Origin of the sequence: Natronincola peptidivorans (genome assembly GCF_900111615.1) — a bacterium.
In the GTDB taxonomy this organism is placed as follows: domain Bacteria; phylum Bacillota; class Clostridia; order Peptostreptococcales; family Natronincolaceae; genus Natronincola_A; species Natronincola_A peptidivorans.
This window is the reverse complement of the sequence record NZ_FOHU01000009.1, coordinates 132459-149165: the sequence shown is the minus strand read 5'-3', so window position 1 is coordinate 149165 and position 16707 is coordinate 132459. Positions and strand designations below refer to the sequence as shown.

Below are 16707 nucleotides of genomic sequence, written 5' to 3'. Positions count from 1 at the left end.
AAAAAGATTTCAAAAAAGACTAAGATGCATGGCTCCTTTAGAGTATCGAAACCATGCATCCAAATGTGCATAACTTTTTAATTAAATTACCTGTCTACTTGACAAAGGTCAGTTCAAAAAGTCACAAATCTAAGACAAAGATTTTCGCAATGTATTTATGGGTATCTACTTATGTAAGGAGTGTGAGATTAAAAGTAAAATGGCGAAGGATAAACTTTTTTGGTAAGAGGATTGAAAAAGAATCTATCTTGTAATAAAGTTAATATGAAGTAAAATTTAGGAGGCTAAACATGGAATTAGTTTTAGGTTACTTATTTATCTATTTTGCAAAGGTTTCGGATGTTACCTTAGCAACTGTGCGAATGATTATGGTAGTAAAAGGAAGGCGAATACAGGCAGCCTTGATAGGTTTCGTAGAAATTATTATCTTTATCTTAGCCATAGGAAAGGTTTTAGCAGACCTTGATAATCCTTTTAATGTCATTGCCTATGCTTTAGGATTTGCTACTGGTAATTATATGGGTATTTATGTAGAGGAAAAAATGGCACTGGGAAGTATAATTGCACAGGTCATCACCCAAGGCGGTTCCGTAAGTCTGGTGGAAAGGTTTAGAGAAGAAGGTTTTGGCGTTACAGTAGTAGAAAGCTACGGTAGAGAAGGGATGCAGCATCTTTTAAATATCACAATGCAAAGAAAAAATCTAGGTAAATTTTATCAAATTTTAGATGAACATGATAAAAAAGCATTTGTGACAGTAACAGATGCTAGAGCGATAAAGGGCGGTTATTTTACCCGCTTCAAAAGAAGATAATTCATGAATAGTATTGTACCCTTTATAATATAATGATAGAAGAAATAGGTATTATATTGTTGAGGGGGATGAGGATCGATGAAAGGTTATAGGCTGCTAGCTATTGTCATGATACTATGCTTGATACTGGTTTTATCAGGCTGCCAAAATCCACTTACTAGATTAATAGGAGAAAAAGATACCTCAGATACATCCTATGTGAGTTATCTGATAGATAATGAAGGATTTATTGATGCAGAAGATCCAGACCTTAGAAAAACAGTGCTTTATTATAGGGATGAAAAAGGATTTGTTATTCCTGTTATGAGAAGAATACCTTGGGAAGAAGGAATCGCAAAATCTGCAGTAAAACAATTGATTGATAGACCAATAGTGAGAGAAGATTTATCTATGATAGGATTGGAGCCGGTGCTACCAGTTGGCACAGAAATTATTGGAATGTCCATCAGAGATGGCGTATGCAGAATTGATTTCAACAGGAGCTTTTTAAACTATGATACTAAGGAAGACGAAAAAGCTATAGTACAGTCTATACTTTACACTTTAACGGAGTTTGATACAATCGACAGTGTTCAAATTATGGTGGGAGGAGAAATTCTTAAAAAGCTGACCTATGGTACCAATGTAGGCGAACCTTTGAAAAGAGAGCATATCAATCTGACACATGAAATATCACAGGAGAGTATGCCAGTAGTGGTATACTATAAAGGTACTGTCAACGGTGAAGAAACCTTCTTTGTGCCAGTAACAAAAGCAGTAAATGCTATAAAGGTTGACATAAAGACAGCACTAACGGCATTGTTGGAGGGGGCACCAGAGGATAGTGGATTATATAGTGAGATACCATCAGGCACAACTGTTAATGATGTATATGTCAAGGACGGCGTAGCCTACATAGACTTTTCAGAAGAGATAAAAAGAATGCCAGAAAGCGTTATTCATCAGCAATCTATGGTATATGAACTGGGATTAACATTGAGGGAAATAGAACCAACAATAGGGCAGGTTAGAATATTGTCCAATGGCACTGAGATTCAGCTAAGTAGTAATGTAAGCCTGAATTTACCAACCTTTTCAAATGAATTCTAATTTAAAAAACATATCAACATCATAGAAAAAAACCGGATTACTACCGGTTTTTTTTAGTGAAATAAAAGAGAAAAGTTTGGGGAAAACTTTCATAGATAAAGAAAAATGTGATACAATACAACAGAGAATAAGAAGCTATTACAAATTGTAGAGAGGATGATGGTTTTTGTCTAGAATAGATGGAAGAAAAAATGATGAATTAAGACCAGTAAAATTTACTAGAAACTATACAAAGCATGCACAGGGCTCAGTACTAGTAGAAATGGGAGAAACAAAAGTAATATGTACTGCAATGATTGAGGATAAAGTACCTCCTTTCTTAAAAAACACAGGAAAAGGGTGGATTACTGCGGAATACTCAATGCTTCCAAGCTCTACACAAACACGAAAAATAAGAGAATCCTCCCGTGGAAAAATTGATGGAAGAACACAGGAAATCCAAAGGCTTATTGGCAGAGCTCTACGTTCGGTAGTAGACTTAAATGCTATAGGAGAAAGAACCATATGGGTTGATTGTGATGTTATCCAAGCAGATGGAGGAACAAGAACAGCTTCTATTACAGGTGCATTTGTTGCACTGGTGGATGCTGCTAATATACTGCTTGAAAATGGATCATTAAAGAGAATGCCTCTAAAGAACTTTGTATCTGCTATTAGTATAGGAATTGTAGAGGGAAAATATTTGCTAGATCTTTGCTATGAAGAAGATTCAAAAGCAAAGGTAGATATGAATATTGTTATGACAGATAAAGAAGAATTTATTGAAGTACAGGGAACTGGGGAAGAAGCTCCCTTCTCAAAGAGCGATCTAATGGAACTGTTGACATTAGCAGAAAAAGGAAATGCCGCATTGATAGAGATGCAAAAAGAAGTGTTGGGTGAGCTAGCAAGCAAAGTATTGGGTCCAACAGAAGAAACAACGGAGGGAAATAATGAAAAATAGTATTGCTGTTATTGCTACAGGAAATTTACATAAGCTACAGGAGATAGGAGAAATACTAAAGGATTTTCATCTTCAGACAAAATCTATGAAGGATGTTGGATTAGGAGATTTAGAAATACTAGAAGATGGAGAAACCTTTGAAGAAAACGCCTTAATTAAAGCCAAAACAGTTATGAAAAAAACAGGCTACATGACAATTGCCGATGACTCGGGGCTAGAGGTAGAGACGTTAGATTGTCAACCAGGTATATATTCTGCTAGATTTGCAGGTGAAAATGCCACCGACAAGGACAATAATGAGAAGCTGTTGCAAATGCTAGAAGGGAAACCATTAGTAGAGCGAAGAGCTAGATTTGTGTGTGTTATTGCAGTTGTTATGCCAGATGGAGAAAGCTTTACTGTGAGGGGAGAACTCTATGGCATTATTGGGTTTCACCCAAAGGGAGATAAGGGATTTGGCTATGATCCATTGTTTATGACCAGGGAATATGAAGGATTATCCTTGGCGGAAATAAGTCCAGAGGATAAAAATAAGATTAGTCACAGAGGAAAAGCATTAGACGAAATGAAGAAAGTCCTTAGTGAGAGATTAAGGAGTGAATGATTTGAGGATAGCCGTGCTGGGAGATAGTCATAGAGAAACATTTAATATAGATCTAATTGCAGATACATTAGAAGAAGTAGATTTAGTCATTCATACAGGAGACAATTATGAAGATATAAAATACATTGAAAAAACATATAATAAAAAGGTATTAGGGGTTAGAGGCAACTGTGATCCAGGAGCAAATGCAGAAGATGAAATCATTGAAGAAATAGAAGGGAAACGTCTTTTCATATCACATGGCCATAAATATGGGGTAAAATATAGTTTAAGTACTATTTTTTACCGAGGAAAGGAAGTAGAAGCGGATATAGTTATCTTTGGCCACAGCCATGTACCCCTTCATGTGATGGAGGAAGATGTTATATTGCTTAATCCAGGCAGTATCAGCCTTCCAAGAGGTAGGGAGGGTAAAACATATGCTATTGTAGAGATACAGGAAAGCATTTTTGCTGAGATAATTGAGCTGTAAGCAAAGCAATAGTTTACATAAAGAATTGGAAAACTGAAGTATTTAAAGAAAAGTAATGAATAGCGAAGTATATTTTAAATATTTCAGGGAAATCCTTAATAACCACAGAGATTTTTTATTGACTTAAATGCTAAATCTATGTATACTATATTTTGTCCTTCAAAATTAGAGGGCGAAGAGATAGCGTATCTGCTCTATTGATTCTTAAAAAGCAATAAATGGTTGACTTTTTTATAAAAGCATGATAACATATAATAATGTCGAAAGAACAAAAAAGTATGCGGGTGTAGTTCAGTGGTAGAACTTCAGCCTTCCAAGCTGACCGCGAGGGTTCGATTCCCTTCACCCGCTCCATTAATATGTACCCATAGCTCAGCAGGATAGAGCAACGGCCTTCTAAGCCGTGTGTCCGGGGTTCGAATCCCTGTGGGTACGCCATTTATATGGTGGGTGTAGTCAAGTGGTTAAGACACAGGATTGTGGCTCCTGCATTCGTGGGTTCGAATCCCATCATCCACCCCAATTAATGGGATATAGCCAAGTCGGTAAGGCAACGGACTTTGACTCCGTCATCCGCAGGTTCGAGTCCTGCTATCCCAGCCAATTAAACATTGGAGGGGTAAAGTCCCTCCATATATGCGGAAGTGGCTCAGTGGTAGAGCATCGCCTTGCCAAGGCGAGGGTCGCGGGTTCAAATCCCGTCTTCCGCTCCAATTTATTTTTTGGCAAAACAACTAAGACAATAAGGGATAGACCTTTAATAGAAATACGAAAACTTTATAGATGAGAACTATAATATAAAAAGTTGCAGCTATTAGATAAATAGCTGTTTTATTTTGGGAAAATTCAATTAGAATGTGATGAAATCTCTGTATTTCAACAAATAGACCCCTGTGAATTAATTTTCATTTAGGGGTCTATTTTATGATTCATGAAGCATACAATGAATCAACTGCCAAATCCCTACTATATATTTAAAAGTAATAGAGACGCTATATATTCAGTTAAAAAGATGAAGATATTAGAAAAAAGTCAAAGCACGGTTACTTTTTGCATTACAGGAAAAAGGACAAAGGTCAGGATGGAAACCAATCTTCAACAGGAGAACTTCCAAAACAATAGGGATAGGAGGTGTTAAACAACGAGAAAGCACACTGCTTTCAAATCTTCTCAAAAGACAAAAAATCATTACTTAAATTACGTGAAAGCTATAGACAGAAAAAATTAGCTTAGATTGAGTAAAGATAATTTAAAGAGAGGTGATATGTGGTGTCAAGAAGGCTAAGATTAGCAATGGTATGCATACTAGTTCCTCTATTGATCTTTGGAGCTGGCCTGACTTCCTTTGCAGTTGGAGAAAATGGCATAGATGTGGAAGTACCAGAAGAAAAAATAGAAGTAGTAGAAATAGATGAAGAGGTAGATGAAGAGGTAGATGAAGAGGCAGATGAAGAGGTAGATGAAGAGGTAGATGGAGAGACAGATGAAGAGGTAGAGGTAGATGAAGAAGTAGAAGTGGATGAAGATGAAGTAGAAAAAGAGGTATCAAAAGAAATTGAGGAAATACAATTAGACTCAGATAATATGATTATAGATTTTGATGATGAAATAGGTTTACTAGGTTTTGGAAGTATACCAGTACCACTGAAAGATGTGCATCGCGGCAAACCTTATACTTATTTTGAAGATAAAAGTGAATCGTGCGATTTTGATTTAGAGCCAGGTCAGGTATTATGGCATCTTGTAATGTCTCCTGTAAAAGGTAGTGCTTCCGCAAATATTAATGGAGTTCCAGGAGATCAAAGAGGAGCATCTTTACATTGGAATATAATAACTACAGAAAAAGAAGCGCCAGCATGGCAGGCACAAGTCTGTAATGGATTTAAATGGCAAACTGAGCTGAGGGTGAGTCATACCTGCTATGGTGGAGATGTACAGGTAGAGACAGGAAAACTTACCATAACTAAAGAAGTTCGCAAAGATGAAATTGGGGTTTTGGGCGAACCAGTAGAGGCACCTTTTGAATTCCCCATAAGAATAACTGGAGAAGGATTTGACGAAACCTATTGGCTTGAAGATGGTGAGAGCGTAACTATTGATTTAGAAGAAGGAGAGTACACTATAGAAGAAATTGAAAGTTTACTTGAAGGCACACTCTATAAACTGGAGGGCATATCCTCTGATATTTACCCCACTATAAAAAATAACCTCAGCGTATATGTAAGCTCGACAAACCCTGTGAGTGTAACAGTAACTAATGTAGAAGTAGATCCACCCGAAGAGCCTCCACAAAGGGGTTTAGTCATTGAAAAAACAGAAAAAGATGGCAAAACCTCTGCTAAAATTGGAGAAGAGGTTACCTATATAATTACTGTAACCAATAACTACAAATTGCCCCTTAGAAATATCAAGGTAGTGGATGAAGAGCTAGGTGGGGACTGGAGGATACCTCGATTAGCTGGGAGATATCAGCTAACTGGAAGTAATGTTTGGGCACAAGAAATTCCTCACATTATAACTGAGGCAGATATAGTAGATGCAGAGTGTTCATCCTTTACCAATACGGCAACTGCGGAAGTAAGAATTACATGCAAAAAATCTATAAAAGTTGAAGATAGTCATACAATAACCATATGTCCTGATGATAAACCAATATTAAAAGTAAAAAAAGTAGTAGTAAATTTGCCAACCAGTCCGCCAGCTTCATACAGCATAAAAATCTATGAATATGACCTAGAACAAAAAGAACGAGGAAATGAAGCTATTAGAAGTTTTGAACTGACACCAGGAGGATGGTTAGAAGTTAGCCCCTCCCTACCTGTTGGAACATACATCATTATTGAAGAAGAACCAAATCATACATTATTCTCAGGTGTAACCTACACAATAGAGGAGACTTATCCAGAAGAAAATGAACTTGTGCCTATGCGTGCTGCCACAACTGAAGTAAGATCTGAGGGAGTCTTTGAAATACGTGAAGGGGTTCAGACAGCTATAACAGTAACAAACACTTTCGACACACCTGCCCCACCACCTGGCACATCAATTTTCACAGTTAAAAAAGTAGTAGTAAATGAACCAACAAATCCTCCAACCTCATATAACATGAAAATTTATAAATATGATGAGACACGAGAAGAAGTCAAAGCTTTCAACCTTGCAGAAGGCGGGGTAAAGCTTGATTCCTTAGATGTAGGAAGGTATATCATTATTGAAGAAAAACCAAATCATACATTATTCTCAGGTGCAGCCTATGCAATAGAGTATATTTATCCAGAAGAAAATGAACTTGTGCCTATGCGTGCTGCCACAACTGAAGTAAGCCCTGAGGGAGTTTTTGAAATATTTGAGGAAGTTGAGACAGTTATAACAGTAACAAATACTTTCAACAAACCTACTAGTTCTAATGGAGGCTCTAGTGGAGGAAGCTCTAGCAGTAGAGGAAGCAGTAGAATCACCCCAGAACCAGAAATAGAGATCATTGAAGAAGAACCAGAAATCGAGATCATTGAAGAAGAACCAGAAATCGAGATCATTGAAGATGAGCCTGAGGAAGAAATTATCTTAGAAGAAGAAGTTCCAGTAGGCATTCCACAGCTGCCTAAAACAGGAGAAGCTAATCCCATAGGGTTCTATCTACTAGGATTACTATTAACAGTAATAGGGCTCAGAATGAAAAAAGTCTTTTAAATGATGTTGTAATTATATTAAATAGAGGGGAGAAATCCCCCTCTATTTAATGTATAAGAGGAAAGCTCTGTGTTCCTATTTATATAAAAAGAGGGGTTGTAGGGGGCTTCATCTCTCTGCCCCTTTTAGGAAGAGGCTTTCTTATATGGAGTTGATAGATATGAAAAAATTAAGTTATTTACTTATCGTAGCAGGAATACTGATTGCAAGCTATCCTAAGCTGAGTGATATGTATAGTAACTATTGGCAGCAAAGACTGTTAAAAGAATTAGAAATAGATGATCAGCAGGAAGAGATAATTAGAGAGAATTATACAGAATTAAACCGTGTGTTTGAAGAGGAAAGAGAAGTATTAGCAGCTATGACAGAAGGTACAAGTGAAGAAATAGAAGAAATAGAGGAAATAGAAGAAGATTCTGAGGAAAACCAGCAAGAGGTTAAGGAGATACCAAAACCAAGCATTCAGACTAGAGGAAGAATAGAAATTCCAAGAATTAATCTACGGTTACCGATATTACAGGGTACCAGCAATACTGCTTTAAATAGAGGAGCAGGCCACTTAACGGGGACAAATCTGCCTGGTGAAATCGGCAATGCAGCTATTGCTGCCCATAGGGGACACAGCTATGGAAGATTGTTTAATCGTCTGGATGAATTAGAAGTTGGAGACATCATTATTATTTATTTCAACAATCATAATTACCAGTACACAGTCTATGAGACAAAACTTGTTAAACCTACAGAAATCTCTGTATTGAATCGAAACAGTAGGGATAGAGTTTTGACACTAATAACCTGTGATCCTATATTTGACCCCACCCATCGATTGATTGTTCATGCAATAATGGAATAATATTTTGACAAATTTTTAATTTAATAGTATTGCCTTAAAACAAAAAAATAATACAAAAATTTCAAGATAATTTTAAAAGATATAGCTCCTTTTAGAAAAATATGGTATAATTACACTAATTATACATAATGAAGTGAAATGTTGAGACTTTTCACCGATAAAGGCAAACTATTCGAAAGGATGGGACGCAAAGCCATAGGATCTAAAGTAGATATCTCTACTAAGATAGCCGAGCCACCGAAGGAGAAGTTTTTGTTGTCTAATAATGTATAGGTATCTAAAACTAAATACCCTAATCCATATAGAGCAACAAAATGGTGGACAAGCTTTCCACCGATAAAGGCAAACCATTCGAAAGGATGGGACGCAAAGCCAAAGGGCCTAATGCTGTAAAAGCAAGGGCAGCCGAGCTACCGAAGGGGGAGTATTATTATGGGAAAAAGAGTATTATTTATTCTTATAATTTTTATTTTATCAACAAGCAATGTTTTTGGACAAGCTGTCATTGACACCAATGCTCTTGAGCAAGGTATTATAGGCGTTCAATATAACAATAATAGTTCAAATAGAACAAAATTAATGGTAGAAAAAGATGGAAATAAATATACCTACAACATTAATGGAATACAGGAAAACTTTTCTCTTCAGATGGGAAATGGAAACTATAAAATCAGTTTACTTGAAAATACTGAGGGGAACAAATATAGAGTAGTATATAATGAAACGGTAGTAGCAAGTATGCAAAATGAAAACAATGCATTTACAGGATCTGTACAAATGATAAAATGGGATACATCTATGAAGGCCATCAAGAAAGCTCAAGAGTTAGTACAGGGTGCAAAAACTGATGAAGAAAAACTTGAAAGTATATATCAGTACGTTATTAGCAATGTAACCTATGATTATGAGAAAATAAGTGGATTAACCTCTGATTACTTACCAGAAATAGAAAAGATTTATCAAGAAAATAAGGGAATTTGTTATGACTATGCCGCTTTAGTTGCAGCCATGCTAAGAAGCGTAGGGGTACCTACGAAGCTAGTGATGGGCTATGCTCCAGATGTGAAGGAATACCATGCATGGAATGAAGTATATTTAGAAAGCAAAGGACAATGGATTACCATAGACACAACAGTAGATGCCCAATACATAAAAGCAAATCAAGAAGCCAATATGAAAAAGAATAGTAACCTATACAACAAAGTTAAAGAATATTAAAAGCCACAAAGAGAATAGAGAAGAGCAGCTATAAAGCTAGCTCTTTGTTTTTCTGCAAGGAAATGAAGTGGAAGGAAATCGATTATATAGATAATATTGTCTCTAAAGAACAACGGCATTAAGAGTGCTGCACCCTTGACAGTATTCCTTCTTTTCGTTATAATAAATAAGTCCCAAGACAATAATAAACAATATCATGCGCCCTTAGCTCAGCTGGATAGAGTTGCAGACTTCGAATCTGAAGGTCGGGGGTTCGAATCCCTCAGGGCGCGCCAGTGAAAAGCCCCTAGTCATAATGACCAGGGGCTTTAATCATGCCCATTTACTGAGTTTACATAAAGTGATTTGTCTACTATTTGTCTACTAAAGATATTAAAAACTACTAGAATGCATTAGAAAGTGATGTAAGAAGAATTTAAGGGTATACCTATTTAGTACACCCTTTTATGAAGTAAGTATTAAAATTGTTAAGCCTTTTTTACCTCGGCGACCTCTTTATTTTTATCTAATAATCCTTCTAGGGTGGAAGCGGCTCTAGTATCGGAAGCTCGTAAAGCATGACTGTAGAAGTTTAAAGTTGTGGAGCTCTGGGCATGACCTAAGCGATTTGCTACAGTCCTAATATCTACTCTTTCAGATACCAATAGAGTAGCACTCGTATGCCTTAATTTATGAAGAGATAAAACAGGTAATAAGTACTTGTGTTTATCCTCTTTTTTTATTTTAGGATTTTCTTGTATTTTGTCATTGTAACGCTTGATAAATTTAGTCAACCATTGGTTAGGGCTATCATAATTCATTGGTTTACCATTCCATTGACATAGGATCCATTTATTTTTATCCCAGTCCTCGTCCCAGGCATCCCCCAGTCCAAGCTTCTCTTGATTCTGCCACACCTTGTATTCTCTGAGTAGTTTAACTACATTACTGGGGATAGATATTGTTCTAATAGAACTTTTAGTTTTAGGTGCTTTAGTGAAGGTCCCTAATTCCTTTAAATAGGAATTGGCCCTGCTTATCCTAATGGTGCCCTCCTCTAAATTAAGGTCAGGCCACTGTAGGCCTAACAGCTCTCCTTTTCTTAAGCCTCCAAACAAAGCAAGATTAACAACGACTTGATATTTAAGATCTTCATCTTTTATTGCTTCAAGTAAAAGAATTGTTTGTTCTTCATCAAAATGTTTAACCTGCTGGGGAGCGTTATTATGTTTAGGCACTTTAACTCGCCTACAAGGATTATCCTCAATGATTTGCCAATAGACGGCAGTTTGAAGAATACTTGATAATATTTGGTGTTGATATTTAATGATCCGGTTAGAATAAGGTCCAGGTTTGCCATCTAATCTGCAGCCATCCTCTAGTAAATTATTTAGAAATGACAAAATTTGATCTGGCCTTAACTTGCTTAATTTAATATGACCTAAGCATGGTAGTATTTTGCCGTTCAGCTCAGCCTTGTATGATGCAAGGGTCCTCTCTTCTAAGTTATGAGCAGCATATTCAGATAACCATTTTTCTACGAAGTCTGCTAGCTTGATATTATTATCTAGGCTTAAACCTTTCTCAACTTCTCTTTCAAACTCTAAAGCTAATTTTTGAAGTTCCTTTTCCCACTTCTTATCAGTCATATCTACAGGTTTTTTTACTGTTTTGGTCTTAGTAATTTTTTTTCCCTGGTTATCGTAGCCGTTACTAACAGTGATTAGCCAGCTATTTTTCCTTTGTTTAATACTTGCCACAATTTATACCTCCTATCATCTTTAGTAGACGTTAAATAAGTGCTCATTTTTGGATATCATCTAACTTATCGAATAGGTAATTTATGTTGTTAGATATGTTATTATTTTGGATCGAAAAAAATTGCTCTATCAACCCTTTTAATTCACTTTCTTTATCCAATGCTTCAAAATCCATCATAACTTCCAAATCACGTAGATTTCGAAGTGTTTTAATTACTTGTGTCTCATCAATATCCTTATAAGCATTAGGATTAGACATACCTATGTATGCCTCTTGTTCAGAACACTTAATAAAGAACTGAGTAAATTCTGTAAGGCACTTTAATATCTGTAGGTAAGTGTTGTTGATCTCTCCGGCATGTATTGTCCTAGCTAGATATCTATATAATGTTTGGTTTAAGTTCATCATGGTTGAACTGACTTCTGGTGATAGTAGTTTAGCTTTCTCTTCTGCGCTGAAATCTTCTAAAACTGATTGTATCAATTCAGGATTACTATAATCACTCTTTCCAAGTAAATAATCAAGTGACACATTAAAAAATTTAGCCATATGAATCAATATTTCGATGCTGGGTTCAGATGGATTAGTAGTTTTTTCATAGGAGGATATTATCTGTTTCCCGCCTAGATTTAATTCTTGTGCTAATTCTTGTTGTGTCATATTCCTAGCTGTTCGTAACTCTTTGAGCCTTTCATTTAATTTAACCATTTAGATTACCTCCTGCCTTATATCCTAATATAAACAATAATAGCACAGAAACAAAACAAAGTCAAATAAAAACTTACCAAAACTACATTGAAAGTAAATTCATATTTGATATAATAGATATAAGTAAAATAAAATCTTACATAAACAGAAAGGGAGGTAAGATTATATATGACTATAGTAGCTAAAAATGAAAATTTGAGAGCTGCAAGACTAAGGAGTGGCATGAGTATTAGAATGCTAAGTAAAACTGCCGGTTTATCAACTGCAACAGTTTCTAAAATAGAAAATAAGAAAAGTATGCCAAACCCTTCAACTGCTAAAAAAATATGTGAAGCTCTAAATAGCGATTTTGATAATTTATTTGAAATTACTGAATCAGGAAAGGGGGTCTAGAAATGGCAAGAATGCGTACAATCAAGCAAACAGTGGAATATTTAAAAAACAAGGATCCTGATACTGCGGTATCAACTTGGTGGCTAAGGATGATGGTAAAGTCAGGCCAGATAAAACATCATAAAGCTGGCAACAAATTTTTGATTAATCTCGATGCGCTGGAGGACTTCTTAATGAATCCTCCGCAGGATGACAGTCAATCAACCAATTCAGATTTTGGAAAGCTGAGAAAGGTCTACTAAAGGGGGAGTCCCATGAACACCAAACTTAACACAATAAAAATTAAACATGATGGTCCCCTAATGCTGGCTACAGGGAAATCAAGAAAAGAAATAAACTGGAAGAATAAAGAGCTCATTTGGTCCCAGCTGGTAGAGAAGCTTAGCAATACAACTAGAACTCCAGAGACTGCAGCTGAGTATAAGAAATCATCAAAGACTCAGAAAGATGAGATCAAAGATATTGGTGGTTTTGTAGGTGGGTCAGTTAAAAATGGTAGAAGAAAAGCTGAGAACGTAGCTAATCGTTCCTTAATCACGCTGGACCTTGATATGGTAGAAGGAACCTCAACTGATATATGGGATTCTATCACCATGCTGGACGATTATGCTATTGTGATGTATTCAACTCATTCACATACACCGGAGAAACCTAGATTAAGGTTAGTCATTCCATTATCGAGACCTGTACTAGGGGACGAGTATCAAGCTATCGCCCGAATGATAGCTAATGATATAGGGATAGATCAGTTTGATGATACTACATACGAGCCTCATAGACTGATGTATTGGCCTTCTACTCCTTGTGATGGGGAATACGTCTTTAAGTTTCAAGATGGGTCCTGGTTGGAGCCTGATGATGTTTTAAACAGGTATATAGATTGGAAAGATGTATCCTATTGGCCAGAGAGCTCAAGGCAAAATGTAAGGATTAGCAATCTAATCAAGAAGCAGGAGGATCCCTATGAGAAGAAAGGTATCATAGGGGCCTTCTGTAGGGCTTATAGTATTCAGGAGGCTATCGAGAAGTTTATTCCAGATGTGTATGAGGCTACAGGTAAGGATGATAGATATACCTATACTGAAGGATCCACTGTCGGCGGTGTGGTTATCTATGAAAATAAATTCAGCTATAGTCACCATGGAACTGATCCAGCATCAGGGATTTTATGTAACACTTTTGACCTTATAAGGATACATAAATTCTCAGGGCAGGACGAAGAAGCGAAACACGGAACACCAGTTGTGAAGCTGCCATCATATTTAGCTATGATAGATTTTGCTTTAAATGATAGTGATGTAAAAAAACTAATGGCTGATGAAAGGTTGGCAGAAGTAAAAAGGGATTTCGATTTTGGTACAGACTGGCGTGAGCTGCTAGAGTTTAATAGAAATGGCGAACTCAAAAACACGCTTACAAATATTGTATTAGTCCTAAGACATGATCCTGCTCTAAGAGGGATATTTTATAACGAGCTAAGAGAAAGTTTAGATACTGATGAATGTCTGCCTTGGAAACGCCTTAAAGGTGGCTGGAATAAAACAGATGAGGTTAGCTTAGCAGGCTATATGGATTCAAATTATAAGCTTTATGCTCCCGGTAAACTTAAGGAGGCGGTTTTAAAAGTAGCTGTGGAAAGATCTCGACATCCAGTGAAGGACTATTTAAATAGTCTACCTGAGTGGGATGGCGTCAAAAGAATAGATGAACTTTTAATTAAATACCTGGGCGCTGATGATAATGAGTATGTAAGATTGGTAACTAGGAAAACATTGGTAGCTGCAGTAGCAAGAGTAATGAAGCCTGGTATTAAATTTGACACTGTATTAGTTTTAAATGGGCCTCAAGCGGTAGGAAAAAGCACCTTGTTTTCAAAATTAGGGGGTAAATTTTTCAGTGACTCGTTATCTATTTCTGACATGAAAGATAAAACGGCATCTGAAAAACTTCAGGGATATTGGCTTATAGAAATAGGAGAGCTGGCAGGTATTAAAAAAGTAGACCAAGAAACTTTAAAATCATTTTTATCAAGACAAGACGATAAATATAGAGCTGCCTATGGATATTCTGTGGAGGATCATCCAAGACAGTGCATTATTGTAGGATCTACCAATCAAGAGGCAGGGTTTTTAAGGGACATTACTGGTGGTAGAAGATTTTGGCCGGTGAGGGTTCCTGGAAGTAAAGGGTTCAAGTCCTGGGATTTAAATGATAAGGATATAGAACAAATATGGGCAGAAGCTGTAAAGTTTTATAAAGAAGGCGAGCCTTTAATCTTAAGTGGAAAAGCGAAACAGTATGCAGAAGAAGCACAAACAGAGGCTTTGGAAAGTGATGAAAGAGAAGGGTTAGTAAGGGATTATATAGATAGATTATTACCTGGGAATTGGGATGATATGGACCTATATGAAAGAAGAAACTATTTAAGAGGAGACGATTTTTCTCAGGAGATTACTGGGGAAGTGAAAAGAGACAAAGTTTGTGTGATGGAGATATGGTGTGAACTGTTTGGAAAAGAGCCCAGCGCTATGAGAAAGATAGACTCTTATGAAATAAATGCTATCATGAGAAAAATTGATGGGTGGGAGAAATATACAGGCAACAAGGATGGACGTGCAAGAGTTTCAAATTATGGGATACAGAGGGTTTTTGTGAGGAAAGAGTAAATCTTGTGAACGAAGGTGAACGAGAAAAGCCCTTGTTCACATCTCTTGTTCACAGCTTGTAACTAAGTAATACAAAAGGATTGAAGTGTATCTGTGAACAAGGTGAACAAGAATAAGTTATAGAGGAAGATAATTATAGAAATTATACGTTAAGTGCATATGTAAAATCTATAATTTCTATAATTTGAGTACCGCATAGGAAAATCTTGTCACTTGTTCACAAATTACAAGGCTTATAGGCTTAAAGCATAGCATTAGACCAGGTTTGGGCGCGTGAACAAAATATTCAGATCAACTAATCTTTGTTCACAAAATCTAGAAGCTATTGTAATTATAAATAATCTATAAATCCTATACTGAGAGGAGGTTAGACATTGAATAAAACTAAAGTAAAGAAAATAACCAAAGACCCCAATTTAGAAACTATAGTTACAGAAAAACGAGGCTGGAAGAGGTATGAACATTCTGACTACAGGACTAAATTAATAGATGGGATATATCAGGTTTATCCGGTAGGATATTATTCGGATGTATCTGTAATTATTTGTTGTCCCCACTGCAAACAGTTTCATTTACATGCTAATCATGACGGTCTAAGAATGTCACACTGTAATGGCCACAGATATGGATTACCAGAAAGAAGTTATTACATAACAGGTACAGGTAATAAAACTGAAGATTGATGTAATCATGGATGATACATCTAAGCTTAAAGGGGGCTATATATGGACCTAAAAAAACCTCTACCTCCGGGGCAGCAAGATGAGTTTTTGAAGATAGCTAAGGATAACGAGGAAGTTAGAAATAAAATAATCATACATAATTTGAAGTTAGTAAGCTGGGTAGCACTTAAATACCATAAAAAACACAAAACTGAATATGATGACCTTTTTCAATTAGGTGTCTTAGGGTTGATGAAAGCAATAGAAAAGTATGATCCAGCAAGAGGGGGTAGTTTCTCCTCATATGCAGTTTGGTATATTCGTAGCAGCATTACACGAAATATGTTTTTATTTACTGATGATACTTCCTTAGATGCCCCTATGCCGGGCACTGAAGATTTGACATTACAGGATACTTTACACGATAGAACAGCTAAAACACTTGAAGAGGATGTCGAAGAGAATTTACTTGCTGAGCAACTAAGAAAAGAGATGAAAAAAAGGCTAAACCCAGAAGAATACGAAGTAATAACCATGTTTTTTGGATTTTATGGAAAGGTGTATAGTGTAAAGCAGATAGCTGAAAAAATCAATTGTAACCGCAGCCAAGTCAATACAATAAAAAATAGAGCTGTTAGAAAAATGAGATGGACTACATTCATAGTAGGCTTAAAGAAAGAAGTAGACAGAAACACAATTTTTTATAAAAGCCCAGACTTTTCTCAAAAAAAGGTATCAGGAGTAAGACCCTCCTCACCGGTAGAAAGGACTGTGATAGAAAGAGAGAAAATGCTAAAAAGGTTGATTAAAGAACTGGAGGTGTAAAAGTTGACATTAGGCGGTATTAAGCAGGAGAA

The 16707-nt window shown here is 36.3% G+C and carries 16 protein-coding genes, 6 tRNA genes and 2 riboswitches; of the genes, 20 read left to right on the top strand and 2 right to left on the bottom strand.

Annotated elements, in window-relative coordinates; all coding sequences use genetic code 11:
• The first annotated feature begins 290 nt into the window (after positions 1–290).
• The 15 genes from BMX10_RS11095 to BMX10_RS11025 all read left to right on the top strand — a co-directional run bounded on the left by BMX10_RS11095 (position 291) and on the right by BMX10_RS11025 (position 9956).
• The gene (locus BMX10_RS11095) at positions 291–812 is read left to right on the top strand and encodes a DUF2179 domain-containing protein (RefSeq protein ID WP_090443897.1); all 522 of its coding nucleotides are present in this window, start codon (positions 291–293) and stop codon (positions 810–812) included.
• Positions 813–890: 78 nt separating this feature from the next.
• Positions 891–1901 (top strand): GerMN domain-containing protein, encoded by a 1011-nt coding sequence (locus BMX10_RS11090; RefSeq protein WP_090443894.1) that lies wholly within the window; start codon positions 891–893, stop codon positions 1899–1901.
• A 166-nt stretch (positions 1902–2067) separates the two neighbouring features.
• Positions 2068–2844, top strand: a complete 777-nt coding sequence (gene rph / locus BMX10_RS11085) for a ribonuclease PH (protein WP_090443891.1) — start codon at positions 2068–2070, stop codon at positions 2842–2844.
• Positions 2834–3448 carry an XTP/dITP diphosphatase gene (locus BMX10_RS11080; RefSeq protein WP_090443888.1) on the top strand — a complete coding sequence of 205 codons (615 nt, stop codon included), beginning with the start codon at positions 2834–2836 and terminating at the stop codon, positions 3446–3448. The genes rph and BMX10_RS11080 overlap by 11 nt, the downstream gene beginning before the upstream one ends.
• A complete protein-coding gene (locus tag BMX10_RS11075) occupies positions 3441–3920 on the top strand; it encodes a YfcE family phosphodiesterase (RefSeq protein WP_090443885.1) in 480 nt (159 codons plus the stop codon). Before BMX10_RS11080 ends, BMX10_RS11075 begins: the two co-directional genes overlap by 8 nt.
• Before the next feature lie 280 nt (positions 3921–4200).
• Positions 4201–4274 (top strand) — tRNA-Gly (locus BMX10_RS11070).
• Between the two features lie 7 nt (positions 4275–4281).
• Positions 4282–4358 (top strand) — tRNA-Arg (locus BMX10_RS11065).
• An 8-nt stretch (positions 4359–4366) separates the two neighbouring features.
• Positions 4367–4442: transfer RNA gene (locus BMX10_RS11060), tRNA-His, on the top strand.
• Positions 4443–4447: 5 nt separating this feature from the next.
• Positions 4448–4523: transfer RNA gene (locus BMX10_RS11055), tRNA-Gln, on the top strand.
• A gap of 35 nt (positions 4524–4558) precedes the next feature.
• Positions 4559–4633: transfer RNA gene (locus tag BMX10_RS11050), tRNA-Gly, on the top strand.
• A gap of 218 nt (positions 4634–4851) precedes the next feature.
• Positions 4852–5058: a hypothetical protein gene (locus BMX10_RS18180; RefSeq protein WP_090443882.1), complete on the top strand. Its 207-nt coding sequence runs from the start codon at positions 4852–4854 to the stop codon at positions 5056–5058.
• Between the two features lie 131 nt (positions 5059–5189).
• A complete protein-coding gene (locus tag BMX10_RS11040; RefSeq protein ID WP_090443879.1) occupies positions 5190–7610 on the top strand; it encodes an LPXTG cell wall anchor domain-containing protein in 2421 nt (806 codons plus the stop codon).
• 160 nt (positions 7611–7770) lie between these two features.
• A complete protein-coding gene (locus BMX10_RS11035; RefSeq protein WP_170834787.1) occupies positions 7771–8463 on the top strand; it encodes a class D sortase in 693 nt (230 codons plus the stop codon).
• 152 nt (positions 8464–8615) lie between these two features.
• Positions 8616–8705, top strand: a riboswitch (cyclic di-GMP riboswitch).
• An 89-nt stretch (positions 8706–8794) separates the two neighbouring features.
• Positions 8795–8881, top strand: a riboswitch (cyclic di-GMP riboswitch).
• Positions 8882–8895: 14 nt separating this feature from the next.
• Complete coding sequence (locus tag BMX10_RS11030; protein WP_090443874.1) at positions 8896–9681, top strand: transglutaminase-like domain-containing protein; 786 nt, start codon at positions 8896–8898, stop codon at positions 9679–9681.
• Between the two features lie 198 nt (positions 9682–9879).
• A tRNA-Arg gene (locus tag BMX10_RS11025) sits at positions 9880–9956 on the top strand.
• A 192-nt stretch (positions 9957–10148) separates the two neighbouring features.
• On the opposite strand, the gene BMX10_RS11020 is transcribed toward BMX10_RS11025, so the two are convergent.
• The gene (locus BMX10_RS11020) at positions 10149–11420 is read right to left on the bottom strand and encodes a site-specific integrase (RefSeq protein WP_090443871.1); all 1272 of its coding nucleotides are present in this window, start codon (positions 11418–11420) and stop codon (positions 10149–10151) included.
• A gap of 43 nt (positions 11421–11463) precedes the next feature.
• A complete protein-coding gene (locus BMX10_RS11015) occupies positions 11464–12129 on the bottom strand; it encodes a helix-turn-helix domain-containing protein (protein ID WP_090443868.1) in 666 nt (221 codons plus the stop codon).
• 168 nt (positions 12130–12297) lie between these two features.
• Here BMX10_RS11015 and BMX10_RS11010 point away from each other — a divergent pair, with 168 nt between their 5' ends.
• The 5 genes from BMX10_RS11010 (at position 12298) to BMX10_RS10990 (ending at position 16675) form a co-directional block, all read left to right on the top strand.
• Positions 12298–12522 (top strand): helix-turn-helix domain-containing protein, encoded by a 225-nt coding sequence (locus BMX10_RS11010; RefSeq protein WP_090443865.1) that lies wholly within the window; start codon positions 12298–12300, stop codon positions 12520–12522.
• A 2-nt stretch (positions 12523–12524) separates the two neighbouring features.
• Complete coding sequence (locus tag BMX10_RS11005) at positions 12525–12764, top strand: hypothetical protein (RefSeq protein ID WP_090443863.1); 240 nt, start codon at positions 12525–12527, stop codon at positions 12762–12764.
• A gap of 12 nt (positions 12765–12776) precedes the next feature.
• Positions 12777–15188 (top strand): virulence-associated E family protein, encoded by a 2412-nt coding sequence (locus BMX10_RS11000; RefSeq protein ID WP_090443860.1) that lies wholly within the window; start codon positions 12777–12779, stop codon positions 15186–15188.
• A 374-nt stretch (positions 15189–15562) separates the two neighbouring features.
• Complete coding sequence (locus tag BMX10_RS10995; protein ID WP_090443857.1) at positions 15563–15871, top strand: hypothetical protein; 309 nt, start codon at positions 15563–15565, stop codon at positions 15869–15871.
• 42 nt (positions 15872–15913) lie between these two features.
• The gene (locus BMX10_RS10990) at positions 15914–16675 is read left to right on the top strand and encodes a sigma-70 family RNA polymerase sigma factor (protein WP_090443854.1); all 762 of its coding nucleotides are present in this window, start codon (positions 15914–15916) and stop codon (positions 16673–16675) included.
• Positions 16676–16707 lie beyond the last annotated feature (32 nt).